Source organism: Helicobacter marmotae, assembly GCF_003364255.1.
In the GTDB taxonomy this organism is placed as follows: domain Bacteria; phylum Campylobacterota; class Campylobacteria; order Campylobacterales; family Helicobacteraceae; genus Helicobacter_C; species Helicobacter_C marmotae.
In genome coordinates this window covers 22,333-47,202 of the sequence record NZ_NXLR01000011.1, presented here as the reverse complement: position 1 = coordinate 47,202, position 24,870 = coordinate 22,333, and the positions used below count along the sequence as shown (strand labels likewise).

The following is a 24,870-nucleotide window of genomic DNA, read 5'->3' as shown; positions in this document are numbered from 1 at the left end:
ATTTTCTTACCTATGATTCTACTCTAATCCAAGCTTTAATTAACATCAATAAGGAGCATACATTGCAAGATATTCTGCTTTTATCTATTGGTCTATTTATCTGTGCATATACCATTCCAAGCATTATTTTAGCTATGCTACAAAGCAAACATATCAAACTAGAGTTGCATAAACCTGCCGTTCTTTTAGAATCAGAAGACTATATCTTAGCAGGAGAATATGCCCTCGCCTCCCTTAGGCTTAATATCATCTCTCAGCTCTATGAAATGCTTATTTTCATCTTTTGGCTTACTTTTGGCTTAAGCTGGCTCTCTGCGGGGCTTGAATCTTTTTTCCCTCAAGCCAACTTCTCTTCTGCCTTTTCTTTAGAGGGCAATACACTCTATTATGATGTCGCTCTGGTGCTAAGCTTTGTGCTCTTAAATAGCATTGCAAACCTCCCCTTTACTATCTATCAAGTATTTGGGCTTGATAAAAAATTTCATTTCTCTAAGCAAACACCTCGCATTTTTATTACAGATTTGTTAAAAACATTTGTTTTGAGTGTGATTATTGGCGGTGCGGTTGTTGCATTGCTTATTTTTATTATTGATAATTTTAGGCTGTGGTGGATTTTAGGCTTTGGAGCACTCCTTGCTATAGTGATACTCGCAAATTGCATTTACCCCACCTTAATTGCCCCACTTTTTAATAAATTCACCCCGCTTGATGATGAAAATCTCAAATCACGTATAGAATCACTTCTTAATACCATAGGCTTTAAAAGTAATGGCGTTTTTGTTATGGACGCTTCTAAGCACGATGGGCGGCTTAATGCGTATTTTGGCGGCTTGGGGAAGAGTAAGAGAGTTGTGCTCTTTGATACCTTGCTTGATAAAATCAGTGCCGATGGGCTCATTGCGATTTTAGGACATGAGTTGGGGCATTTTAAGCATAAGGACATACTTAAAAATATAGTGATTATGGCAAGTTTGCTTTTTGTGCTCTTTTTTGTCGTGGGGCATTTGCCTAGCGCACTTTTTAACGCATTAGGCTTAGCTCATAATGGATCTGGCATACTTATTATTATGCTCCTTATCTCTCCTGTCATTGCTTTTTGGTTTATGCCGCTAGTTGGCTATTTTAGCCGCAAGGCAGAATATGCCGCTGATGAATTTGGTGCTCATATTTCAAGCAAACACTGCCTTGCAAATGCTCTTGTGCGGCTTGTGAATGAAAATAAAAGTTTCCCAAGCTCCCACCCTGCATATATTTTCTTTTATTGCACACATCCTCCACTCTTACAAAGGCTTAAAGCCCTTGATTATGAAATCCAGCATTGAAGCACTCTTAAAACAGGGCTCCTTAGAGCTGCAAAATGTGGCAGAAGAGCTAAATCTCAAGCCACATTTTGAGAGTGAGATTCTCCTTGCTTTTATCCTTAAAAAACCTCGAGTGTATCTCCACACACATACTAAAGATTCTGTAGAATCTCCCCTTGCAGAGCACTATCTCTCGCTTATCAAAATGCGTAAAAATGGTATGCCTATTGAGTATATCACACAAAGTGCGAGCTTTTATGGGTATGAATTTTTTGTGAATCCAGATGTGCTTATCCCTCGCCCAGAGACTGAACTGCTTATTGAAGAAGCAAGGGCGATTATAGAATCCCATAATATCCGCTCTATAGCAGAGATTGGCATAGGTTCAGGCGTGATTACCACCACACTTGCTAGGCTTATGCCACAATGCCACTTTTTCGCCACAGATATAAGCCTAGAAGCCTTAAATGTAGCCAAGCAAAATATCGCCACACACGCAAAAAACGCAAACATCACTCTGCAGCATTGCTCCCTGCTCCCACCCAATGCCCCTCGCTTTGAGCTCCTAGTGAGCAATCCCCCTTATATAGAAGAGGGCTATCCTATCAGCAAGCCCCTCACCTTTGAGCCAAAAGTCGCTCTTTTTGGAGGTAAAGACGGACTAGATGTATATAGAGAGATTATCAATCTTGTATCAAATTATTCAAATGTATGGCTTGTTTGCGAGATAGGTTATAATCAAAAAGCAGCCCTAGAAGCGCTATTAAAAGGGGCAAAGCATATTCACTTTTTTAAAGATTTAAGCGGTTTAGATAGGGGCTTTAGCGCGTATTTCCCCTAAAGGCGATGTTTTGAAAAGTCAATCAAATCCTGCACACTCACCACACAAAAGGGAAACATCAGCATAGCGATTTTAAAAATTTCAAAACTTGTTAGCGCATCAGCGTACGCACGATGAGAAACAGGAGTGTGTATGCCTAAAAAGTCATTGAGATATGAAAGCCCATATCGACGTGCAGGGATCGTTCTTTGTGCAAGCTCTATCGTGCAAAGCTTGGGATTAAGTAAGCCAAACATACCGCACTTTCGCAAGTGAATATCTAAAAAATTGTAATCAAAATTCACATTATGCGCCACAAACACGCTATCGCCTAAAAATGTGCGAAACTTTGCTAGGACTTCCTTTTTTTTAGGGGCATGGGCTATATCTTTAGAAGTAATACCTGTAAGGTTACTAATAACTTCAGGCACGCAAGCAGCATACACGAAGCTTTCAAAAGATTCTATAATTTCACCATTGCGAGTTTTTATCGCGCCAATCTCTATAATATCGCTACTTTTGGGCTTTGAGCCATTGGTTTCAATATCTACAAACACCAAATCACTCTCACGCCAGAGCTTTTTAAAAGTATTGAGACTAAAGTACATGCCATCATTACGCACCTCTATATCTAAAGGCGCACCACAGCCTTTGAGTAACTCTAATTCAGAATCTAAATCTGCATAAAGCCCGCCTATACTTTTAATATACATATAAAACTGCTTTTTGCTCATAGGCTCTAAACGCCTTAAACGCAGTCTTTCAAAAAGTTGGGAATAGGTCATAGACTATCTAAGGGCAGCTATGGATTTCGCATAATCTTGTGAGTTAAACACAAAACTTCCCGCCACCACCATATCAATCCCCGCATTTTTTAAAGCTTGGATATTTTTATCACTCACGCCCCCATCAATCTCTAGCATACAGGCAGGATTTAATCTATCGCGCATTTTTTTGAGATTAGCAAGTTTGGTTAGACTAGAGGGAATGAAGCTCTGCCCGCCAAAGCCCGGATTCACACTCATTAGCAAGATGACATCAATATCAGGCAAGATATATTCTAAAAGCTGCTCATTTGTATGGGGGTTAAGCACCACACCAGCCTTAATACCCGCATCTTTAATATGCCAAATAAGGCGATGTAAATGCACCACTTCCTCTATATGCACGCTTAAAATAGCAGGCTTTAAGGGGATAAATAAATCTACAAAAAATGGCACATTTTTTACCATAAGATGAATATCAAGGGGTTTAGAAGAAGCCTTAGCAATATGCTCTACCACGCAAGGACCCATGGTAAGATTTGGCACAAAATGCCCATCCATGACATCTATATGCACATAATCACAACCCGCAGCACAAATACGCCCTACCTCTTCTCCCAATCTTAGAAAATCTGCTGCGAGCATACTAGGGGAAACAAGCACTTCTTTTTTCATTCTTATCCTTTATGTATGCCATAAACTTTAAAAATGATTGTAACACAAAAAGCTACACCTGCCTAAAACCTTAAACTTTATAGCTACAATACTCTACTCTAAAAATAAGGGGGAGAGATAGTGATGGGGAGAAAGTATGGCGGAGGGAAAATGTCTAAGCTTAAAGCATTGTATATGCCTACATTTATCTGCCCAGATACACTCATAAAGCCCAAGCAAGCCTTTATCAACTATGGCTTTAGCATACCTATGCAACATATACTATCTCCACGCAACCCTAAGGCTATTGTAATCTTTATAGGCGGCTTTTGGGATACCATTATGTGTGCGGTATATAGGGAGTTTGAAGTCTTTAACACACCCTCTTGCATTAAAATATATGCAAGCTTTGATAGCAGCACGCTTTTTAGTACTTATCTAAAAAGCCTCTGTGCATATCAGCTCCCGCTTTTTGTGATCGCTCACTCATGGGGAGGAAGTAATTTTTATAAAGCCCTGCAACATAGCCTTGATACCCCGCTGCATTACCTCCTTACCCTTGATCCTGTGGGCTATCATACGCCCAAAATCCGCCCGCCTTATCTTCAAAAATGGGAGAATGTCTATATAGCAGATAAACCCTCATATTTACGGCGTACGAATATTATCGCTCTTATAGGGCATGCGTGGAACGCAATACCTCTAAGTGATACAAATATCCCACTCTATAAACCTGCCCACCACGCGAGCATTTCCCCAATGATCGCCGCAAGTAGCTTTGAACTAGAGCTTAAGAAAATCATTAAACTTTGAATATTAGAATCTTGGAGCTACAAAGGAGCGTGCCACATTAAGGAGATGACCCATATAAGGAGATGAAATGGTAGATATGATTATTGAAACGCTAAAAGAATCTGCTATCCATATAGACACATTGCTTAAAACCCACAAGGGAGGCTATTTGCAGAGCACAAATACAAGCGGAGATACACAGCTTGAAGTAGATGTCAAAGCAGATAAAATCCTTGAAGAGGCATTACTTGAGCTCCCTTGTGTAAAGGGTATCTGCAGTGAAGAGCAAGCAGAGCTGCATTATTCAGCATATCAAGATGCTCCATATATTGTGGCATATGACCCACTTGATGGCTCTTCACTCATTGATAGCAATCTTAGCGTGGGGAGTATCTTTGGTATTTATAATCAAAAGCTTAGCGCACAAGCACTCATAGCAAGTGGCTATATCATTTATGGACCTGCCCTTGAAATAGTCATAGCCCAAGAGCAAGTCTTGCACTATCACTACAATGGAAATATATGGCAAAACTTAGGGGCATTAGAGCTAAAGAAAAAGGGCTATATCAACGCACCCGGTGGCACGCAAAAGCATTGGGAAGCAAAACATAAAACACTCATAGAATCACTTTTTGCACAAGGGTATCGCTTGCGCTATTCTGGCGGGGCAGTGCCTGATTTACACCAGATTCTCATTAAAGGCGGAGGGTTATTTAGCTATCCTGCCACAAGCGATGCGCCTCAAGGCAAGCTACGCAAGCTTTTTGAGGTATTTCCCTTTGCTTTCATATATGAGAAAGCAGGAGGTGAAGCGAGCACAGGCACACAAAGAATCTTAGACCTTGAAGTGGGGCATATCCATGAGAGCACACCTTGCTTTTTTGGTAGCCTTGAAGAAATGAAACTTGTAAGGAATATTTATGAATGAAGCAAACCTAGCCCAAAACATAGCAATAGAATCTCCCATAAAGACTTCAATAGGAGCTTCAGCACAAGCTGCAATAGAGCAAGGAGATGATATTTATGAGCAAAGACTACAAGAGAAAACAAGCCTTTTGCAGCAATGCCAGCATGATAAATCCCTAAAAAGCTGCTCATTGTGTGAATCCTTTATAGGCTGTGAAGTGCGCGATGCGTATGTAAAAGCCGTATATGAGAGTATGTCTAAAGGACAACAAGGCAATTTTGATTTTAACTAGATTCCTAAAGGAGTATTATGGAGCAAAAAATCTACATTACCTCGCCTATTTATTATGTCAATGATGTCCCTCATATCGGGCATGCTTATACGACATTTTTATCTGATATGCTAAAAAAATTCTATACCCTAGAGGGTAAAGATGTGCTTTTCACCACAGGGACTGATGAACATGGGCAGAAGATAGAGCAATCTGCCCAAAAGCACGCCCTTAGCCCCAAAGCTTATGCGGATAAAATTAGCCTAAGATTCCGTGAGTTGTGGAATGAATTTAGCATAGATTATGATATTTTTGTGCGCACCACTGATGAATCTCACTGCCTTAGTGTGCAGAGGGCATTTGAGATTATGTATGCAAAAGGAGATATTTATAAGGGCAGCTATGAGGGGCATTATTGTATCTCTTGTGAGAGCTTTTTTACCAAAACGCAGCTAGGAGCAAATGAATCTTGCCCTGATTGCGGGAAGATAACCCAACTTGTGCAAGAAGAGAGCTACTTTTTTGCATTAAGCAAGTATGAGAAGCCTATTTTGGAATATCTCAAATCACACCCTAAAATGATTGCCCCCGCATTCTATCAAGATGAGATTATAAACTTTGTCCAAAATGGCTTAAATGACCTCTCCATTACTCGCACGAGTTTTGAATGGGGGGTAAGCCTACCAGAAAATCCTACACGAGATGATAGTAAAAAGCATGTAATGTATGTATGGCTTGATGCGCTTTTAAGCTATCTTAGCCCGCTTGGATATTTAAGTGATAATGCCAAAATGCCTTATTGGGAGGGAGCTATACATTTTGTAGGTAAAGATATATTGCGCTTTCATGCGATATATTGGCTTGGATTCTTAATGAGCCTCTCTCTCCCGCTACCTAAGCATATCTACGCACATGGCTGGTGGACAAGAGATGGAGCAAAAATGAGCAAAAGTATCGGCAATGTGGTGAATCCAAAAGAAATGGCAGATATATATGGCGTAGAGCCTTTAAGGTATTTTTTACTCCGTGAAATGCCCTTTGGGCAAGATGGAGACTTTAGTGAAACATCTTTGATTGAGCGCATTAATACAGAATTGGGCAATGATTTAGGCAATCTCTTAAATCGGCTCTATGGTATGAGTGAGAAATACTTTGACTTAAGCATAGATAGCACCGATGTGAGAGCATATTTTGAAAATGAGCTAGAGCAACTTCATACATACATACACAATGCTTTAGAGAAAATGCACCTTATGCAACCTCATCGCTTTATTGAAGAATTATGGAAGATTTTTAGTCTCGGTAATCACGCCATTAGCAAATATGAACCATGGAATCTCATTAAAGAGCATAAAAATACCCAAGCTATGGCTTTACTAGCCCTTATAGCCAATATCCTTGCTAAGGGGAGCATTCTCCTCTATCCCATTATGCCTAAAAATGCTACAAAAATCGCGCGCTCCTTGGGTTTAGACATAAATGCCAAAAGCTTTGAATCTTATATCACAAAAAATCAGCTCCTCCCACTCATTACTTTAGAGAAGATTCCACCGCTTTTCCCACGTTTAGAATCTAAACCCAAACAACAGCAAACACATAAGGAAAAAGAAGAAGTGAGAGAAAATCTGCTTGATATAAAAGACTTCCACAAGCTTGATATATGCATAGGCACGATTGTGGAGTGCCAAGCTATAGAAAAAAGTCAAAAACTATTGAAACTCTTAGTAGATATTGGGGAAAACAAGCCACGACAGATCATTTCAGGCATTGCCCAACATTACACGCCTAAAGATCTAATTCATAAGCAAGTATGCCTTATTATCAACCTCAAGCCAGCAAAACTTATGGGGCAAATCAGTGAGGGAATGATACTTGCTAGTTCTGATGAAAATGGCTTATCGCTCCTTAGCGTGGATAAGGCGCGAAAAAACGGGAGCAAGATTAGCTAATTTCTCTACTCAAGGAAGTTATGTGAGGGTAAATGAAATTGTAGAAATCGCCAAAGGCGTCCTCATTCAAGCACCATCTATTGCTATGTTTTCTCGCATAATCTGCGATGCGGGGCAGATTCAAAGGGGAGATTTATTTATCGCATTGAATCCATCGCATATAGAGCAGGCTATTTTAAATGGCGCATATGGGATTATTTGCGAGAGAGAGATACCCATAAGCGATAAAGAAGTTGCCTATATTCTTGTAGAAAATATGCAAGACTGCCTCGTACGATTAGTGCGCTATAGGCTTTTAGTGCAAGATATTGCATTCATTAGCGCTTTAAGTCCTATTGAACAAGCCATAGCTAAAAATATTATTGATGATGAAAGGGTGTGCTTTTTTAATGGAGATATTAGTGCATTTTGTGAGCTTTTAAATCAACCCTTGCATTTTATTATCACTAATAATACGCAGATTATGGAGCTTGGATTTAACACCATACAAGTAAATAAGCCTAAAGAGCGTCCATTCCTCACGCTCTCTTATACACTTTTTGATAGCACTATTCTCTATAAAGATATGCACTATCGCATTAATCTCCCTAAACTCTTTTTTAATGAATTAAGCACGATTTTGCACTTTTGCGAGCAAGAGGGGCTTAGCTGCCATCTTGGCAATTTTAAATATATCCCCTTTTTTAAGCCTAATTTTTTAAATGCTTTTGGCAAAGTCATAGAATATGGGCAAGCCTCAAAAGTAGCCATTGCTGAAGAAGATATAGAGCAATTTAAACGTTATATGGCTTATATCGCCAATAACGCCGCTTGGGGGAAAACACTCTTTTTGGTGCCCAAAATGTATGTAGAGCTTTTTAGCCAAATCGCCCAAACCTTTGCATACAACTCACAAGAAGAGCTATGCTCATATATTCATAGAGAGAATTTTAACTTCGCCCTTATTTTAGGCATTAATGATGATACCCTAATCAACGCGCTCAATACAAACCACAGGCAGATTCTCGAGCCAGATTTATTCTCAGGTATGTGGAATGAAGAGCAGCAACTTTGAAGAATATGCCCTCACAAAAGCACAACATATTCTAAAAGCAAAAAACATAGCCCCGCTTTTGGCGCAGATAGAGTCTCTCCCTAAGATTGAATCTACATTTTATAGCGATAATGGAATCCACATTTGCACATCACAAACACTTGATTCTAAAGTATGTGAGAGACTCTATAACCTTGCTTATACGCTTAAACCATGGCGTAAGGGACCATTTTTTTTATTTGATATACATATTGAGAGTGAGTGGAAAAGCTTTATAAAATGGCAGATTCTCGCGCCTCATTGTGATTTAGGCGGTAAAAGAGTAGCTGATGTAGGTTGCAATAATGGGTATTATATGTTTGAAATGCTATTACATAATAAAGCCAATGCCCCATCAAAGATTATAGGATTTGACCCTAGCGGGGTTTTCAAGGCACAATTTGATTTTATGAACCACTTTATTGGAGCACCATTAGACTTTGAACTCCTTGGAGTAGAAGACCTCCCGATGTTTTGCCAAAATAAGCAAAGCTATTTTGATATAATCTTTTGCTTAGGCGTGCTCTATCATAGATTAAGCCCCATAGAGACATTAAAACAACTCTATCAATCCCTTAATGCTAACGGGGAGGTAATCTTAGATACACTGATATATGAGCATGAGCTCCAAATATGTCTCTGCCCAAGCCCAAGCTATGCCAAAATGTCAAATGTCTATTTTATCCCAAGTGTCGCTGCCCTTAAAGGCTGGTGTGAGCGTGCGAAATTTACTTCCTTTGAGATACTTGGATTTAAAGCCACAACCACTGCTGAGCAAGCAAAAAGCAAGTGGGTAGATTCCCAAAGTTTAGATGGCTTTTTAAATGCAACACAAACACTCACTATAGAGGGCTACCCACCTCCATTAAGGGGATATTTTAAAATTAAAAAATAAGGAAGAAAAATGATTAAAGATGATTTAAATGAAGAAAATGCCCTCCCATTAGAAAATGATGATTTGCTTATCTGCACAGAGCTTAATGCAAATATGGTTGGAGATTTATTAGAGCTCTATCGCAATAAAGCCCTTGTGCGTTTTGTGCCTAGTGAGCGTATGATTATGGATGAAAATAAAATGATACATATGGGATATGTATTTAATGCAGCGAGTTTTGCAGCAATGGCGGCGATCAATAAAAAGCATAGCGTGCTTATCGCCGCTGATGTAAAGTTCTTAGCGCCTATTGAGTTAGGGCATGAGATACTTTTTAAAGCTGATGCGATCCAAACTGATACCAAAAAGTGTGAAGTCAAGGTTGAGGGTTATTTGCTCGATATTAAGATCTTTGATTCAATCTTTCATATCGCCGTTTTTGATAAAAAAATCTTCAAACTCCGCTTTAAAGATGAGGAAGAAAAAACGCATTGATGTATTGTGCTGCTTTTATGAATGGCTAATTTTCTCACCCCTTGAGGAAGCACACACAATGGAAGTGAAGTATCTCTACTTCAAACACTAGCCGCCCACGTGAATTCTTCGCCTCCTACGCTCTCTCTAGAGATGACAATAGGACAAAATCTGCTAGCAATCCAAAAAGATACTTCGCCGTCATTGATTTGATGTCTTGGTATGTGTGAAATCAATTCACACATACCGCCTAAAGCCCTGCGGGGGGCGCTCTATTGATTTGATGTCTTGCTCGCGGGAGTAAATCCCGCTTCGCGCCTAAAGCTTGACTTATAGCTAAGCTTACGCTTATCTATCAAGTCTTTTTTTAAGGTATGTCTTGCTTCACATAAAGTAAATTTTTGCACACGCCCTCAAAGATTGACTAGTAAGCGCACTTTGTGCGTTTATCAAGTCTTTTTCTAAGGGCTTTAAGTTGTTTGCCTAAAGCGCCTAGCGGGGGCGCTCATATTATTTTGATGTCTTGGTTTGCAAAAATAAATTTTGCAAACCGCCTAAAGCCCTGCGGGGGGCACTAGTTTTGACTTTTTACCTTTTTTGGGTGGTTTGTGCAACTCAAGCGGTAGCAAAGTTTGTCATTCTGAGGGAGCACGAAGTGCGACCGAAGAATCTCTCTTATCCGCTAAAGACTCCTTAACAGAAACACTAGAAAGGCAGTTACTTTGTCATGTCTTGCGGGCTTTATGCCCGAAGAATCTCTTTATAGATTTACTAGAAAATCCGTCATTTTGTCATGTCTAGAGCGTAGCGAAGAATCTCTACCCGAATCACTAGCCGCCAAGAGAGATTCTTCGCTTGATTCTCAAGCTCAGAATGACAAACTAACAACATTTACTAAAAATCCAAAAAGCAATGATTCACAGAAAGCCCACAGAGTTTCTTCGGTCATTACCATTCCCTCAGAATGACAACGGAATGAAATCTGCTAGAAATCCAAGTAGCAATTCTTCGCCTCCTATGCTCCCTAAGACATGACAATAGTGGTAGAGTCTCTAGTAAATCAAGCAGCAATTCTTCGGTAGCCATCACGCCTGCCTGCAAGAGGCGACAAATTCATTTCATTTATTCCAAGCACAATAACTCTAAAATAATCAAACCTTATAAGGCTTTAAGGCTAAGTCTATATCAATATGACAATAGCCTTGCGGGTGTTTTTGCAAGTATTTTTGATGATATGCCTCTGCAGGATAAAAGTTCTGTAATGGCAAAATTTCTGTAACTGCCCTTGCTTGATGTGCCTCCTCCCACGCACGAAGGCAATCTTTGATGATATGCTCATCACTTTGATTGACAAAATATATGCCATTGCGGTATTGGCTTCCTACATCATTGCCTTGAAAATTTAGCGCGCAAGGATCGATAATGCTTAAAAAGCGCCCTACAATCTCCTCTAAAGAGAGTATGTGGCTCTCATATTCTAGCTTTAAAGCCTCAACCGCCCCGCTTCTGCCCGTACATACCAACTCATAGCTTGGATTAGCTATCAAAGTATTAGCATAGCCCACAATTGAGTTACAAACCCCATTAAGCTTATCAAAATAGCCTTGTATCCCCCAGAAACAACCTCCAGCAAGATAAATAACCGCCATTCACGCTCCTTTTGAAATGCCCTCTCCTATAATTTACATAAGCAAGATAGAATCCTACTTTGGCTGTTTATACAAAGGAGAAACAGGTGCATACCCTACAAGAGCTTTTAAAATCTATCCCTAAAGTCGATACATTGCTTGCTTCTGCGGAGTTAAGGGTATTTGAGAAATCTCTGCTTTTACCGCTTATCACCTCTCATTTAGATAGCCTGCGTTGGGGGCTTAAAAACGCAACACTCTCACCTAAAGCATTCTCCCAAGCCATAAATGAGCTTATCCCTACACTTCAAGCTAAAGCCAAACTAGCACAAATGCCTACTTTAGAGCGAGTAATCAATGCCACAGGGGTTGTGTTGCATACCAATCTCGGGCGAAGTGTGTTTTCTAAAGAGATTATTGATGAAATCACACCATTTCTCTGCTCCTATCATACCTTAGAATATGACTTAGAAGCAGGCAAAAGGGGGGAACGCTATAGGCATTGTGTGCAATTGCTTTGCCAAATATGTGGCTGTGAAGATGCGCTTTTAGTCAATAATAATGCTGCGGCAGTGTTTTTAATCCTCCACACCTTTGCCAAACACAAAGAAGTAATTATCTCGCGTGGAGAGCTTGTAGAGATAGGCGGAGGGTTTAGAATCCCAGAAATTATGGAAAATGCCTCGTGTATCCTCCATGAAGTAGGGACAACCAATAAAACATACTTGCAAGATTATGAAAAAGCCATAAATGAGCAAAGTGCTTTGATTATGAAAGCCCATAGAAGTAATTTCTATCAAAGTGGATTCACACATTCATGTCATATAAAGGAACTTATAGCCCTAGCACAAGAGAGGGGGCTTATTGATTATTTTGACTTAGGTAGCGGACATATGGGGGCTATACCTCTTAAAGATGAAATGAGTGTGCAAGAGATTTGTGCTTATAAGCCCGCACTTCTCAGCTTTAGTGGGGATAAACTTTTAGGCGGACCTCAAGCGGGCATTATCTGCGGGAAGAGAGAGCTCATAGCGACATTAAAGAAAAACCCGCTTTTGCGCACTTTTAGAGTCGATAAATTTAGCATTCTCTCCCTCAAAGCGACACTCCAAGCCTATAAAGATAAAGCCTATCATAAAATCCCAACCCTAAGTATGCTCCTTGCCTCTCCTAAAGATTTAGAGCACCAAGCCTCTATGTTAAAAAACCGCCTCTCTTGCATAAGCAATAAGGCTGATATAGATATTATCGAGCTACACTCACTTGCAGGAGGAGGGGCTATGCCTGAAGATTCTTTTAAATCTTTTGGCATAGAGATTAATCCAAAATCTATGCTAGCAAAAGATTTAGAAGATTCCTTACGCACTAAGGGAGTGGTAGCCTGCATAAAAGCTAAAAGTGTGCTTTTTGATATGCGCACTTTATTAAAGGGGCAAGGAGAGATGTTAGCCAATATACTTATAGAGATTTTTAAGCATGCAAGATAATGATATTATCGTTGGTTTAGGTGGGCATATAGACCATGGCAAAACAACACTTATTAAAGCCCTAAATGGCTTTGATGGTGATAGCCTCAAAGAAGAAAAGCAAAGGGGCATTACCCTTGATTTAAGCTTCTCTTCACTTCAGCTCCCCTCTCGCAATGTCGCCTTTATTGACGTGCCCGGGCATGAAAAACTGCTTAAAAATATGATAGCCGGGGCATTTGGTATTGATGTGTTTTTACTTGTGATTGCCGCCAATGAGGGCATTATGCCTCAAAGTTTAGAGCATATGAAGGTCGCTAATTTGCTAGGCATTCAAACCTGCATATGTGTGATTACTAAAATTGACAAACTAAACTCCCCTAAAGAAGAACTTCCCCTTTTACAAGCTCAAATCAAAGCGTTATTTCAGTCTTGCGATATGACTCTTCATAGCATAATCGCCCTTAGCCTCCACCCAGAAGCAGAGAATGCAAAACAAATCCAAGAGCTAAAAATGTGCTTAGATTCTGTGCCTAAAATGCCCAAAACCGACTATGGTATGTTTGTATATTATATTGATAGAAGTTTTCATATTAAAGGCGCTGGTTGCGTGGTTAGCGGCAGTGTGCTAAGCGGCTCTTGTGCCCTAAATGATAAACTCTATGTCTATCAAGCCAATAAAGAAGTGCTTATTAAAGGCATACAAATCCATGATAGACCCGCAGCGGTGGCTACCCCCTCTCATCGCGTGGCATTCAATCTCTCACAAATAAATCACACAGAGCTACAAAGAGGCTATCTCCTTGCGCCAAAGGGCTATTTGCGCGGATTTGATAGCATTGATGTAGGGGTATTTGGGGAGATAAAACACAATATGATATATCAATGCTACTTAGGCACTCAAAAGTTTAATGCCAAAGTACAACTTTTAGATGATATACCCATTTCTTCCCATTCCTTTGGTAAAGCCCCACTTAAACTCGCCACACTTAAATGCGATATAGCGGTATTTGGGATATTTTCACAGCATTTTATTTTACGAAGTGATGATGGCAATATCTGCGGAGGCGTGATTTTAAACCCCATTATTGACCCTATCAAAAAGCATACAAAAATCGCGCTACTTCAGGCATTGGCTCAAAAGGACTTCCAAAATGCCTTTACACAGCTTACTCAAATCCACAAAAAAGGCTTTGGGCTTATTAGCTCAACACAACGTTTCGCCCTAAGCCATGAGCAAAGCAAAGCTATTGCAACAAATATAGAATCTATCTTTTTTGACCAAAGCTCTCTTACCCTCTATCCACTCTCTCAAATCCAAACTTTAGCAAATCTCATTCTTTGCATTTTTGAGAAAAATAAATCCGCCCTCCTCTCCGCTTCAAGCATTAGCCTAAGATATAAATATGCCTCACCTGCCCTTGCCCAGAAGGCACTTGATGAGCTATTAAAAGAGGGACTTATACGCTACAAAAATGGGCTGTATCTCTCTAAACTCAATACCATAAAAGACATAAATACCTTTGTGCAAGATACACTCTATACTACTCTCTCAAAGCAGCATTTTGCACCATTAGCCCCATATAATATTTATGAAGAGCTTGATATTGACAAGCAAACAGGGGATAATGCCCTAAAAGCCCTAAGCCTAGCTAAAAAGGTAGTGCGGCTTAATCACAATCTTTTCATCACTTCCAATGCACTCACACAAATGGTGCATCTTATGCGAGGGCTTATTGCTAAGCATGGCTATGTAGATGTGAGCACCTTGCGAGAGGAGACACATCTTAGCCGCAAGTATTTAATTGGCTATTTAGAATATTTAGATAGATTTGAAGATATTGCATGTATTGAAAACAAGCGGACATTGAAGTATAAAAGGACATAAATGACAACTCGCCTTGACTTCTTAGCAAACTTCCCACAAAATCAAGCTGCAAACGCACTCCTAGCTACCCCCTATCCTAATCCTAATACCTTTGATAATGTATTTTTAGCCCATCTTAAAGAAGATTCTCTAAAGCTTGCTAAAACATTTGCCAAAAACCATGCAACAAGCTTTGAATATAGTCATGCGGAATTTCTCTCGCTTTTTTGCACGCTCTTTTCTCATCATTATCACATTCTCCTCTCCCCTAGCCTCTCCCAGCAAAGCTTCTATGCGGGCAAGCAATTTCAAGCATTAATCCCAAATGGACTTTCTTTTCTCCCACTTAATCAAAATGGCATTACAGAATCGCTCTCTTGCAACGTCCCAAAAAGCCAAAAAATAGCCATTTTCCTGCCCATTATCAACCAAGATATACTCTCATGCAATCCTATAGAATCTCTCATAGATGAGGCACTTCAGCTCTCTCAAAATGCACTGATTTTTTGCGATATTTCACTTTTTGCAAGCCAACTCACACAAGAGGGTTTAGCATTTTTGCACACTTTAGCACACCCTCAAGTGTTTTTTCTCTGTAATGGCGAGCACATCGGCTTAATGCGCAAGAGCGCCTTTATACTTAGTGATATAACAGCACATAATCACGCTATAAATGACTATTACAGCACACAGCTTTTATGCCCAAATCTCTTTAAGGCAGCTATGAAAGCTTTAGAAGATATACTTGCTATCCCCCCTCAAGAAGAGAGCAAAGAAGCATTTTTTGAGCAACTCACATCTCATCTTAAAGAGCATATTTCGCTTTTTTCACCCTTGCATTTAAGTGCAAAAAATGCCCTTGCCTTGCGCTTTAAGCATATCAAAGCAAGGCTTTTCATACAAAGCTTGCAAATAGCGGGAATCTATGCCATTAATGGGAGTGATTGCCTTTTTGGTCATGCCAAGCCTTCTTTTGTGCTTTCACACATGGGCTATGAAGAGCATATATGCCGCGAATTATTAAGTGTAAGCTATAGGGAGATTACAGATATACCTGCTTTGAGCGCAAATATTGCCAATACATATTTGCAATTAGCACAATTTCACACATAAGGAGCTTATATGGTAAGTTTTAAGGAGGCATTCGCTCTTGGCACATCTCTCCCAATAAGCAAGGAGGGGCGCAAAAAAACCCTTACAACCAAGCTTTTTGAATCCTATGGGCGAGTGATAGCAAATGATATTATCGCCCGCAAGGCTCTCCCACCTTTTGATAACTCCGCCATGGATGGCTATGCGATTATGCTAGCAGATTATGGGAGTAGCTGTATCTGCGATGGACGCATTCTCGCTGGAGAATCAAGTGCAGGGCTTATATTGAAAAAAGGGCATACCTATAAAGTGATGACAGGAGCGCCACTCCCACAAAATACAGAGGCGGTAGTGCAGTTTGAATGGACACAAGTTGAGGGTAAGAAAGTGCGCATTCCTGCCCCAGATGTGCAAAACCACATCACTCAAGGGCAGAATATCCGCTTTCAAGGGGAGGAAATTGCCCAAAATGCCTTGCTTATCCCCAAAGGCACAAGACTTAATCACTTAGATTTAAGCATTTTAGCCTCACAGGGGATAGCACATATAGAATGCTTTGCTCCTTTATGCGTGGGGATATTCTCAAGCGGCGATGAAGTCATTGAACCAGAAGGGGTAGCAACACTCAATCAAATTTATAATACCAATGCCACAAGCTGCTACACACTCCTTAAAAGCCGCGGCTATGAATGCCACTATGGAGGCATTTTAGCAGATGATAAAGCCACACTTAAAGCAAAGCTTGAAGACTTCGCACAATATGATGTGATTATTACTAGTGGCGGAGCGAGTGTAGGAGAGGCGGATTTAATAAAAGAAGTGCTATTGCATGAGGGGGCAGAGTTTCTCTTCTCTGGGGTGGATATTAAACCCGGGCGCCACCTTAGCATTGCTACATTACAAGGGAGGCTTTTTATCTTGCTCCCGGGCAATCCCCTTGCTATGCTTTTACATCTTCATACATTAATCTTGCCTATTTTAGAATCTATGCAAGGAGCTAGGGCATTCTACCCCCAAAGTTTAAGCTTAAAACTTAGCCAAGAGTGCCAACTCAAGCCTTGTGTAAGTATGATTTTAGGCACAATCCATAATGATACTTTTATGCTCTACAAAAATGGCAAAATTGGCTCAAGTGCGCTCGTAAATATGTGGCAAAATAATGCTATAGCCATTTGTGAAAAGAGCCATTTTAGGCAAGGTGAGCATATTAAGGTTATCCCTTATGGTGCCGATTTTTGTGATATAATGGACTTTGTGAATGACTAAAGGAGAAAATATGGTAAAGCTTTTATTTGGTGTAAGTGATACCCAGGAATGCCGCAGAGCCATTTCAACCATTGTGCGCTTTTTTGGACATAGAGAAGAAACCCTGCTCACACTCTTGCATGTAACACCAGAAATAGTCGTATATGCTGAGAGTGGGATTGTGGATTATGGGACTATTGAACACATAGAGAATGAAAAGTCAAATAATATCTTAAATGAATTTGAAAGTGCGTTTCAAAAAGAGGGCATTACATGCCAAAAGATTCTCAAAACGGGTAATCCCATTGATGTAGTGCTTGAAATTGTACATGATTATGATTTACTTGTGATTGGCGCGAGTGAATCCTCTCTTTTACACAGAATCTTCAACTCTCATCAAAATAGTTTTATTAACTCCTCTCCTATACCTGTTTTGGTGGCAAAGTAAGATTCTATCTTAAGGAGAGCACATGAGGGCATTATACGCCATAATGTTAGGCTTTTGCAGCATAGCATATACTTTAGAATTTGGCTCCATGGGCAATACATCTGCGAGTATGGGCGGTGCGGGAGTAGCCCTAAAACACTCCGCTTGGGGCTTATACTACAACCCAGCCCTGCTAAGCTCCAGCCCTAAAGTCAAGCTTGGCTACTCACTTGGCATTGCCTTAAAAGAGCATAATCTTGCCAAAATTACAAAAATTGATGTCCAAAATATGTCAAATACCGCTGAGCGGTTGATACAAACTTTCACCAATGGCTCTAATACATCTGCAGGTGAGATAACCAACATCGTAGAAAAGGCACTCGATAGCTTAAGTACCACTTCAGGGAGTGCTGGAGGCGGTAGTGGAAGTGGAAGCACAAGTAGCGGCGTAGCAGACAAACTTAAAACATATTTGCAAAATAAGCAAGGTAGCGGGGATTATAGCGATCTTGCAAATGCGATAAAAACCCAAGTAGCTCAAAGCTCTAGCCTCTCTCAAGCACAAAAAGACATTATAGATTCTATTGCTTCGGGCATTGACTATAAAAACCTTAACTTCTCTAGCTCTACTGCGGCAACGCCTAATGTATTGGAGAGTATCACCATTACAAAAGGTGGAGACAAAGGGCTTGATAAAACAATGGAAGACATAAGTAACATGCAAGATATTTTAAAAGACAATAGTCTTAGCATTGTAAGCCAAAATGGCGTAATATTACAAATCTCAACACAAACAATGAATGAAGAGCTAGGCTCTTTAGCTGTAGCCTTATTTGCCTCTCTTTATTCAAACCTCTCTATTAAAGCCGACCCCAACAAGCTAAGACTCATCATTAAGGGAGGAAATGGCTATTATGAGCTAAGCAATAATGGCAATACCTACTCATATAAAAAATCTGATGAGAACTCCTATAATCAACACTCCCTTATTGCCTCTTTAGAAAATGGCAGTGATGCGCATAAACTCATAGCCACAAGCTTTGTGCTCTCTGAAATCCCCATTGGCTATGCACGTACCTTTTATCTCAAAAGGGGTAATCTCAATCTCGGGGTAAATGCGAAACTTATGAATGGACTAAGCGTGCAAAATAGTATCGCTATCACTAAAAACACAGATTTTCTTAAAGAGCTTAAAAACTTCGCTTCACTGGACAATACCACCCAATCCAATAACTTTGGGATAGATTTAGGTGTGCTATATGAGCTAGATTTGCCTAGATTCCGCTATTTGACACTAGGGCTTGTGGCTAAAAATATCAATTCCCCTACCTTTAAGGCAAGTTTAGAAAATATTGTACTCAAACCTCAATATCGTCTGGGCATAGGCTATAACTCACGATTTCTCACACTTGCTTTTGATGCAGACTTAGCCCCTAATGATTTAATTGCCTTTAGCAACACAAAACAGCAAAGTCAAATGATCGGTGGAGGGGTGGGCTTTGATTTGAAATTAATAGATTTGCGTCTAGGGGTAATGCAGGATTTAAAGCAAGATACAGGGCTTATCTTAACTGCTGGGACAAATGTGCTCGGATTTTTAGATATTGCCTTGCAATCAAGCACAAGATTTACCAATGTCTCTGGCACACCTATTCCGCATTACTTCAACCTCCGCGTGGGCGGAAGCTTTACCTTCTAGCATATAGAATCTAGCTTTTGGGTACTTTCTTTAATATCCTATACCGCATAGATATAGCCCTTGAGGGGCAATGGGGTAATAATAATGCCGCTTCTTAGCTAAAAGCTGCTCGCCTAAAGCCTGCATACTCATCTCTCCCCTACTCACACTCAAAGCCGCACCCACCATTAAACGCACTTGAGAGCGTAAAAACCCATTTCCACGCACATACACTATATCTAAACCGCTATGACTATAATATGCTATATTAAAAATCTCTCTTCTATTGTGCTGTGTATATGAACCATTCTTTTTAAACAATAAAAAGTTATGCTCCCCTTTAAACATACCCAATGCAGAGGCAAACCTAGCCTTATCGCCTATTTTTGCATAGCTTACATACCGCGCAAGAAAGGGATTAGGAGAAGAAGAGGAGAGTAAAAACCTATATGCCCTCCATTTTGCACTAAAACGTGGGTGGAAGCCCCAATCTACGCATTGAATAGAGCGCAAAGCAATATGCGGATAAAGCTTAGTATTTAATAAAGCGAGCAAAGCGTGTGTATCATAGGTATGAAGATATGCGTTTTTAAAGCTAATAACCTGCCTTGTAGCATGCACGCCCTTATCTGTCCTAGAAGCCCCCAAAATCTCCCCCTCAATCCCCACACGCTTAAATCCCTCCTGCAATGCCCCAAGCACACTTCTCTTATGCTTTTGCAAAGCAAATCCACAAAACGCACTGCCATCATAAGCAATCACAGCCTTATATGTACGCATTAATAAAACTTAACAATAAACTTCTTATATAAGCCAAAGCCTAGAGCAAACCACAATAATGGCATACATACCATACCCACCAGCGGAAAATGCTCTGAAATAATGTGCATACATATAAAATACACCCCCACACTTGCAATCACATAAAAATATGATCTATTTGCACTAAAGCGTGGGTTAGCTATGCCAAAAAGAGGCACAAAAAAGAGTGAAGATAGGGGGAAAAGTGATACTAGCACCGCTTGAGCAAGCTTGCGGGATTTTTGATGAGTTTGGCTATCAAAGGCATCATGCCAATATTCAAATAAATCATACCCCCTAAGTTGGGCTTCGCCGACATTTTGCCGTACGCTCATTTGCTCATAATCTACTCTTTTAATTTCTTCTGGTTGGGCAAAATATGCGCTGCCTTGCGTGAGATTAAGCTCAAATAAACCTTGATTATTATTTGTCTTGCCTGTTTGCGCGATGATAAATGTATCCCCCTCAAAGCCATTTTCAGAAAATAAAATGAGATTCTGATAAGTGCGATTTTGCACATCATCGACATACACAAGCCAATCACCCAGCTTTTGTCCAAATTCACCGGGTTTGATATTCACATCAATATCAGCCCTCTTTTGTGCCACGAAGTTTTTAGACGCACTATTAGCCAAAGGGAGCATAATGAGCGAAAAGACAAACAAAATCGCTGTAGCAAGCAATGTAATAGGCAAAAAGAATCCAATAATATCTGATGGCTTACTCCCAAGCGAAAAGCACACCATAAGCTCATACTCATAAGCCAAACGCGATATAGAAAGCACCAAAGCAGCAAAAAATGTAATAGGAATGATAAAAAACAAACTCCCGGGTATCAAGTATAAAAATAATGTCCCCAAATCTAAAAAACTCATCTTCACCACATAAGTGCGCCCCGCTATATCAATTAAAAGCACCACAGAGGCGATAAAAAACAACACCAAAAAGAAAGGGAAAAAAATCTGTGCAAAAGACATAAAAAGATAACGTTTAAGCATAGAGCCAAACTCCAAAACCTAAATGCAGCATAGTGCCCAAAAATACAAAAAAGCAAAAGGGAAGTTTGAGTTGGATTAAACTTTGCCTAGAATATAGTGCAAAAACAAGTGCGTATAAAAGCGCACAAATACTCCCCAAAAACACACTCATAAAAGTATCAAGCGTGCCAAAGGCTACCCCCAAAGAGCATAAAACAATAATATCTGCCTCCCCCATAATATCTCTATTACTCAAAGACTGATAGAGAATCTTAAGTGCGAAAAACACTCCCCCCACGCCAAAGCCCAAAAGCACCCTCTGTATAAAGGATTCTTGCATAAGAGTAGATTCTAAAAACGCATATACCACGCATATACCAAGAAGTGCAAAATTCAATATATCAGGCAATGCAAGGCATTTAATGTCAATAATCCCAAGCAAAAGCAAAAACATTAAAATCACATAAAGTGCCCCCAACCCCTGCCAAACAAGAATCATAAATGAAAAGGCACATAAAAGCAAAAAGTAGATTCTATACTCCCATGATGAAAACACAAATGGCAAAATATGCCCCCTATAGGTATGCACATATAAAGCGATTAAAATCACTCCCATAAAGGCATAGCATAAAGAAAAAAGCGCAAAACCCCATAGCGATATGTCCATTATCTACCTCACTACGCCATCTTTAACATCTACGAACAGACACTCTCCCAAAAATTCACCGCCCCCCAATATGCCATTATGCTTTCTAAAACGTTTAATAACCTGCCTTCCTCCCTCAAGTATGGGCGCTACAATCACCCCACCCTCTTGGAGCTGATTAATAATAGGCTGTGGGATAGCCCCTATGCACGCAGAAAATAAAATCGCATCAAAGGGAGCATACTCCTGCCAACCTTTTTGCCCATCATCAAGTTTGATAAAAATATTATGTGCCCCTAAAAGCTTGAATCGCTCTCGTGCTTGTGAGAGGAGCTTATCAATGCGCTCTATACTAAACACACGGCGAAACAGATGGGATAGCACCATAGCCTGATACCCACTCCCACAGCCAATTTCAAGCACACTATCTCCTCCATTGGGAGAGAGATATTCTGTCATTTGTGCAACAGTGAGCGGAGAGCTAATATATTGAGATTCACAAAGCGGCAGGGGATTTATATTATATGCCAAATGTCTAGCAAAACCAGCGGGAATAAACTTCTCCCTATCCACAACGCAAATAGCATGAGCCACTTTAGGCGATAGAGGGAAAAGCTTTTGAATCTCATTGCACATTTCTTTGAGGGCAAACTTGTACATCAATTTATCTTTAATTTATCTTTATATTCGTATTAATATACTTTCTCATTCGCGATGTTTCACTAATATCAACCTCACAGGCGACAAAATGCTTCTTGTCATTTTTATACACAATCCCATATGGCGTGATAATAGCACTCCCCCTTGCCATAATATCATTAGCACTATTGCTTGCTACAACAAATGCTTGATTTGCCACCGCTAATGCCGCAGAGAGAATCTCAAAGTGATTCTTACGCGCCTTGCCCCATTGAGCACTTACAAAAATAATATCCGCACCCTTTATTTGCTCCCATAGCTCCACAAAACGTAGCTCAAAGCAAATCAGCGCAGCACATTTAATGCCATCAATTTCAAAAATACTAATCTCCTCTCTCTCCCCTGCGCTAAAATGCAAATGCTCATCACCAAGCAAAAAAAGCTTATTTTTGCTCTGCTTATGCACCATTTCACCCTTAGAAAATACTTTCAGATTATTATAAAACTTTTTATTTTTCTCCTCAATCATCGTAGTAACAATTGTGTTCTTATATTTAGCACTACATACTAAAAGTGCTTCTGTAGCGCTTTTGGAGAACTCACTTGCCTCATTCATACGTTGGTAAGCAAAGCCGCTTAATACCACCTCAGGCGTACAAATAATCGCATCTTTCCCACATTGAGCGACAAAATCCTCCACTTGTTTGAGATTTTCTGTGAAATCTTGCCCGCTTTTAATCTGCATACTATAGAGTTTTTTAGAAATCATCAAAATTAATGCTCCCTTTTGAATAATTTGTTACCTTTGCTTCAAAGAAATTGGTTTTTTGATCATTGAAATTCGCAAACTGCTCGACCCATTTGATAGGATTCTTAGAATTGTAAAGAGGCTTAAAGCCAACTGCCTTAAGACGATCATCGGCTAAATGCTGGATATATTCGCGTATAATATCTGCAGTAAGCCCTAGAATCTGCCCCTGTGTAATATACTCACCCCAAATAGATTCAATATCTACTGCCTTTCTAAACATCTCTATGACCTCTTCTTCTAAAGCAGGGGTAAAGAGATATGCTTGCTCCGTGCGTAAAGACTTAATCATATTTTGGAATAACAATAAATGCGTTACCTCATCGCGCTGGATAAATCGTATCATTTGCGCAGAGCCTAGCATTTTACCACTACGTGCAAGTGTATAAAAATATGAAAACCCACTATAAAAATAAATCCCCTCCAAAATTTGATTAGCAAACATAGCTTTTAAGAGATTTTCTTCATTGGGATTCTTAGCAAGCTCAATATAAACATTGGCGATATTATCATTCTTGCTTCGTAACTGCATATCAACACGCCACATATTATAAATCTCATCAGTATTGGCAGAGATAGATTCTACCATTACCGCATAGCTTTGAGAATGCAGTGCCTCTTCATACGCTTGACGCACAAGGATAAGATTAATCTCTGGGCTTGTGATATAGGGATTGACATTATCTATAAGATTGTTTGTCTGCAAAGAATCCATAAAAATAAGTTGAGCCAAAGCCCTATCATAACCTAACCTTTCTTGTGCGGTTAAGCCATCATTATAATCGCGTTTATCTGGATTCATATTGACTTCTTCAGGAAACCAAGTATTCGCAAGCATTACTTTCCATAAGTGATACGCCCATTGATATTTAATTTTATTGAGCTCAAACATACTTGTAGGATTTCCACCAAAAATGCGTCTATCATTCACACTTTCATTTGATTCTGGATTATAAATAAGCTTGCGCGTAATTGGTTGAGACCTGTCTGCGTTATTCATTAAAACCCTTTAAGAAAGAAATAAGGTGCAATTATATTTATTCCTCGCTTTTAGCACGATTAAATTGTGCTATTCTTTATATAAATCTGCTATTACCTCACTTCAAATAGCCCTACCCTCCTTTATTTTTTATATGTGCTTAAAAGCATTTGGAGAAGATAGAGTGCTAGAGTTCTTTATCTCTGCTTGTCTTTTGTGTGTTTTTCAAAGAATTGTGCAAGTGCGCTCATATACTACGCTTGTATGCGAGGTCTAACATATAACTAATGCTCTTGCCCCCTTATATATCCCCCACAAGAGGGAAGCTTTTAAAGGTGGTACTTTGTGCGATTTTATTTTATCCTGTGATGAGGATATATCTTACCGCTAGAAGACGTTTGGGACTTCCTCCATAAGGGTAATGAGCTTGTCATGTCTTAGGGAGTGGTAATGACCGAAGAATCTCTGTGGGTGACTAGTGATTCGTTTGTGAATTCTTCGGGCATAAAGCCCGCAAGACATGACAAAGTAACTGCCTTTCTAGTGTTTCTGTTAAGGAGTCTTTAGCGGATAAGAGAGATTCTTCGGTCGCACTTCGTGCTCCCTCAGAATGACAAACGAACTACCTTTTGTAGGAGAAACCAAAACCACCCAAAAGGGTAAAAAAGTTAGTATAGAGTGCCCACCCGCAGGGCTTTAGGCGGTTTGCAAAATTTATTTTTGCAAACCAAGACATCAA

General features: G+C 39.9%; 26 protein-coding genes. 17 read left to right on the top strand and 9 right to left on the bottom strand.

The features are described 5' to 3' along the window. Window positions 1–71: 71 nt before the first annotated feature. Together CQA63_RS06470 and prmC are read left to right on the top strand one after the other, a co-directional pair. Window positions 72–1,322, top strand: coding sequence for a M48 family metallopeptidase (locus CQA63_RS06470; protein WP_104699821.1), 1,251 nt, complete (start codon window positions 72–74; stop codon window positions 1,320–1,322). Continuing rightward, window positions 1,306–2,142 carry a peptide chain release factor N(5)-glutamine methyltransferase gene (gene prmC / locus CQA63_RS06465; protein WP_233706589.1) on the top strand — a complete coding sequence of 279 codons (837 nt, stop codon included), beginning with the start codon at window positions 1,306–1,308 and terminating at the stop codon, window positions 2,140–2,142. Before CQA63_RS06470 ends, prmC begins: the two co-directional genes overlap by 17 nt. Here the strand turns inward: prmC and CQA63_RS06460 are convergent. Both CQA63_RS06460 and rpe read right to left on the bottom strand, forming a co-directional pair. Next, window positions 2,139–2,906, bottom strand: a complete 768-nt coding sequence (locus CQA63_RS06460) for a 3'-5' exonuclease (RefSeq protein WP_104699750.1) — start codon at window positions 2,904–2,906, stop codon at window positions 2,139–2,141. The two genes, prmC and CQA63_RS06460, sit on opposite strands and share 4 nt — an antisense overlap. A 3-nt stretch (window positions 2,907–2,909) precedes the next feature. Then, a complete protein-coding gene (gene rpe / locus CQA63_RS06455; RefSeq protein ID WP_104699751.1) occupies window positions 2,910–3,560 on the bottom strand; it encodes a ribulose-phosphate 3-epimerase in 651 nt (216 codons plus the stop codon). Window positions 3,561–3,683: 123 nt separating this feature from the next. On the opposite strand from rpe, the gene CQA63_RS06450 reads away from it, so the two are divergent. The 9 genes from CQA63_RS06450 to CQA63_RS09485 all read left to right on the top strand — a co-directional run bounded on the left by CQA63_RS06450 (window position 3,684) and on the right by CQA63_RS09485 (window position 10,846). Then, window positions 3,684–4,352: a hypothetical protein gene (locus CQA63_RS06450; protein ID WP_104699752.1), complete on the top strand. Its 669-nt coding sequence runs from the start codon at window positions 3,684–3,686 to the stop codon at window positions 4,350–4,352. A gap of 67 nt (window positions 4,353–4,419) precedes the next feature. Continuing rightward, entirely contained in the window at window positions 4,420–5,259 is an 840-nt protein-coding gene (locus CQA63_RS06445; protein ID WP_104699753.1) for a class 1 fructose-bisphosphatase, read from the top strand. After that, window positions 5,252–5,530, top strand: coding sequence for a hypothetical protein (locus CQA63_RS06440; protein WP_233706591.1), 279 nt, complete (start codon window positions 5,252–5,254; stop codon window positions 5,528–5,530). The genes CQA63_RS06445 and CQA63_RS06440 overlap by 8 nt, the downstream gene beginning before the upstream one ends. Before the next feature lie 17 nt (window positions 5,531–5,547). Next, window positions 5,548–7,458 carry a methionine--tRNA ligase gene (gene metG / locus CQA63_RS06435; protein WP_104699754.1) on the top strand — a complete coding sequence of 637 codons (1,911 nt, stop codon included), beginning with the start codon at window positions 5,548–5,550 and terminating at the stop codon, window positions 7,456–7,458. Between the two features lie 22 nt (window positions 7,459–7,480). Next, the gene (locus tag CQA63_RS06430; protein ID WP_104699755.1) at window positions 7,481–8,512 is read left to right on the top strand and encodes a hypothetical protein; all 1,032 of its coding nucleotides are present in this window, start codon (window positions 7,481–7,483) and stop codon (window positions 8,510–8,512) included. Next, window positions 8,493–9,425, top strand: coding sequence for a tRNA 5-methoxyuridine(34)/uridine 5-oxyacetic acid(34) synthase CmoB (cmoB, locus tag CQA63_RS06425; RefSeq protein ID WP_104699756.1), 933 nt, complete (start codon window positions 8,493–8,495; stop codon window positions 9,423–9,425). The genes CQA63_RS06430 and cmoB overlap by 20 nt, the downstream gene beginning before the upstream one ends. 9 nt (window positions 9,426–9,434) lie before the next feature. Further along, window positions 9,435–9,899, top strand: a complete 465-nt coding sequence (locus CQA63_RS06420) for a thioesterase (RefSeq protein WP_104699757.1) — start codon at window positions 9,435–9,437, stop codon at window positions 9,897–9,899. Window positions 9,900–10,475: 576 nt separating this feature from the next. Beyond that, window positions 10,476–10,679 carry a hypothetical protein gene (locus tag CQA63_RS09490; RefSeq protein ID WP_147288740.1) on the top strand — a complete coding sequence of 68 codons (204 nt, stop codon included), beginning with the start codon at window positions 10,476–10,478 and terminating at the stop codon, window positions 10,677–10,679. Then, window positions 10,667–10,846 carry a hypothetical protein gene (locus CQA63_RS09485; protein ID WP_147288739.1) on the top strand — a complete coding sequence of 60 codons (180 nt, stop codon included), beginning with the start codon at window positions 10,667–10,669 and terminating at the stop codon, window positions 10,844–10,846. The genes CQA63_RS09490 and CQA63_RS09485 overlap by 13 nt, the downstream gene beginning before the upstream one ends. A gap of 183 nt (window positions 10,847–11,029) precedes the next feature. Here the strand turns inward: CQA63_RS09485 and msrA are convergent, their stop codons facing one another. Next, entirely contained in the window at window positions 11,030–11,527 is a 498-nt protein-coding gene (gene msrA / locus CQA63_RS06415) for a peptide-methionine (S)-S-oxide reductase MsrA (protein ID WP_104699758.1), read from the bottom strand. An 86-nt stretch (window positions 11,528–11,613) separates the two neighbouring features. Between msrA and selA the strand changes: the two genes are divergently transcribed. From selA to traF, 6 genes are read left to right on the top strand one after another with little or no spacing between them, the layout of a single operon-like run. Continuing rightward, on the top strand, window positions 11,614–12,993 hold the full coding sequence (selA, locus tag CQA63_RS06410; RefSeq protein ID WP_199770689.1) for an L-seryl-tRNA(Sec) selenium transferase: 1,380 nt from the start codon (window positions 11,614–11,616) through the stop codon (window positions 12,991–12,993). Continuing rightward, window positions 12,983–14,860, top strand: a complete 1,878-nt coding sequence (gene selB / locus CQA63_RS06405) for a selenocysteine-specific translation elongation factor (RefSeq protein WP_104699760.1) — start codon at window positions 12,983–12,985, stop codon at window positions 14,858–14,860. The genes selA and selB overlap by 11 nt, the downstream gene beginning before the upstream one ends. Further along, complete coding sequence (locus tag CQA63_RS06400; RefSeq protein ID WP_104699761.1) at window positions 14,861–15,952, top strand: cysteine desulfurase; 1,092 nt, start codon at window positions 14,861–14,863, stop codon at window positions 15,950–15,952. It abuts the gene before it with no gap. A 9-nt stretch (window positions 15,953–15,961) separates the two neighbouring features. Further along, complete coding sequence (locus tag CQA63_RS06395) at window positions 15,962–17,197, top strand: molybdopterin molybdotransferase MoeA (protein ID WP_104699762.1); 1,236 nt, start codon at window positions 15,962–15,964, stop codon at window positions 17,195–17,197. Between the two features lie 10 nt (window positions 17,198–17,207). Next, window positions 17,208–17,624, top strand: coding sequence for a universal stress protein (locus CQA63_RS06390; RefSeq protein WP_104699763.1), 417 nt, complete (start codon window positions 17,208–17,210; stop codon window positions 17,622–17,624). A 22-nt stretch (window positions 17,625–17,646) separates the two neighbouring features. Next, window positions 17,647–19,302, top strand: a complete 1,656-nt coding sequence (gene traF / locus CQA63_RS06385; protein WP_233706592.1) for a conjugal transfer protein TraF — start codon at window positions 17,647–17,649, stop codon at window positions 19,300–19,302. A 30-nt stretch (window positions 19,303–19,332) separates the two neighbouring features. Here the strand turns inward: traF and truA are convergent, their stop codons facing one another. From truA to CQA63_RS06355, 6 genes are read right to left on the bottom strand one after another with little or no spacing between them, the layout of a single operon-like run. After that, entirely contained in the window at window positions 19,333–20,061 is a 729-nt protein-coding gene (gene truA, locus CQA63_RS06380) for a tRNA pseudouridine(38-40) synthase TruA (RefSeq protein ID WP_104699764.1), read from the bottom strand. Continuing rightward, entirely contained in the window at window positions 20,061–21,080 is a 1,020-nt protein-coding gene (locus CQA63_RS06375; protein WP_104699765.1) for an LptF/LptG family permease, read from the bottom strand. The genes truA and CQA63_RS06375 overlap by 1 nt, the downstream gene beginning before the upstream one ends. Continuing rightward, window positions 21,073–21,726 carry a prepilin peptidase gene (locus CQA63_RS06370; RefSeq protein ID WP_104699766.1) on the bottom strand — a complete coding sequence of 218 codons (654 nt, stop codon included), beginning with the start codon at window positions 21,724–21,726 and terminating at the stop codon, window positions 21,073–21,075. Before CQA63_RS06370 ends, CQA63_RS06375 begins: the two co-directional genes overlap by 8 nt. A gap of 3 nt (window positions 21,727–21,729) precedes the next feature. Beyond that, window positions 21,730–22,365: a protein-L-isoaspartate(D-aspartate) O-methyltransferase gene (locus CQA63_RS06365; RefSeq protein WP_104699767.1), complete on the bottom strand. Its 636-nt coding sequence runs from the start codon at window positions 22,363–22,365 to the stop codon at window positions 21,730–21,732. Between the two features lie 10 nt (window positions 22,366–22,375). After that, entirely contained in the window at window positions 22,376–23,113 is a 738-nt protein-coding gene (locus CQA63_RS06360) for a carbon-nitrogen hydrolase family protein (RefSeq protein WP_104699768.1), read from the bottom strand. After that, window positions 23,103–24,152 (bottom strand): ribonucleotide-diphosphate reductase subunit beta, encoded by a 1,050-nt coding sequence (locus tag CQA63_RS06355; protein ID WP_104699769.1) that lies wholly within the window; start codon window positions 24,150–24,152, stop codon window positions 23,103–23,105. Before CQA63_RS06355 ends, CQA63_RS06360 begins: the two co-directional genes overlap by 11 nt. Window positions 24,153–24,870: the final 718 nt, after the last annotated feature.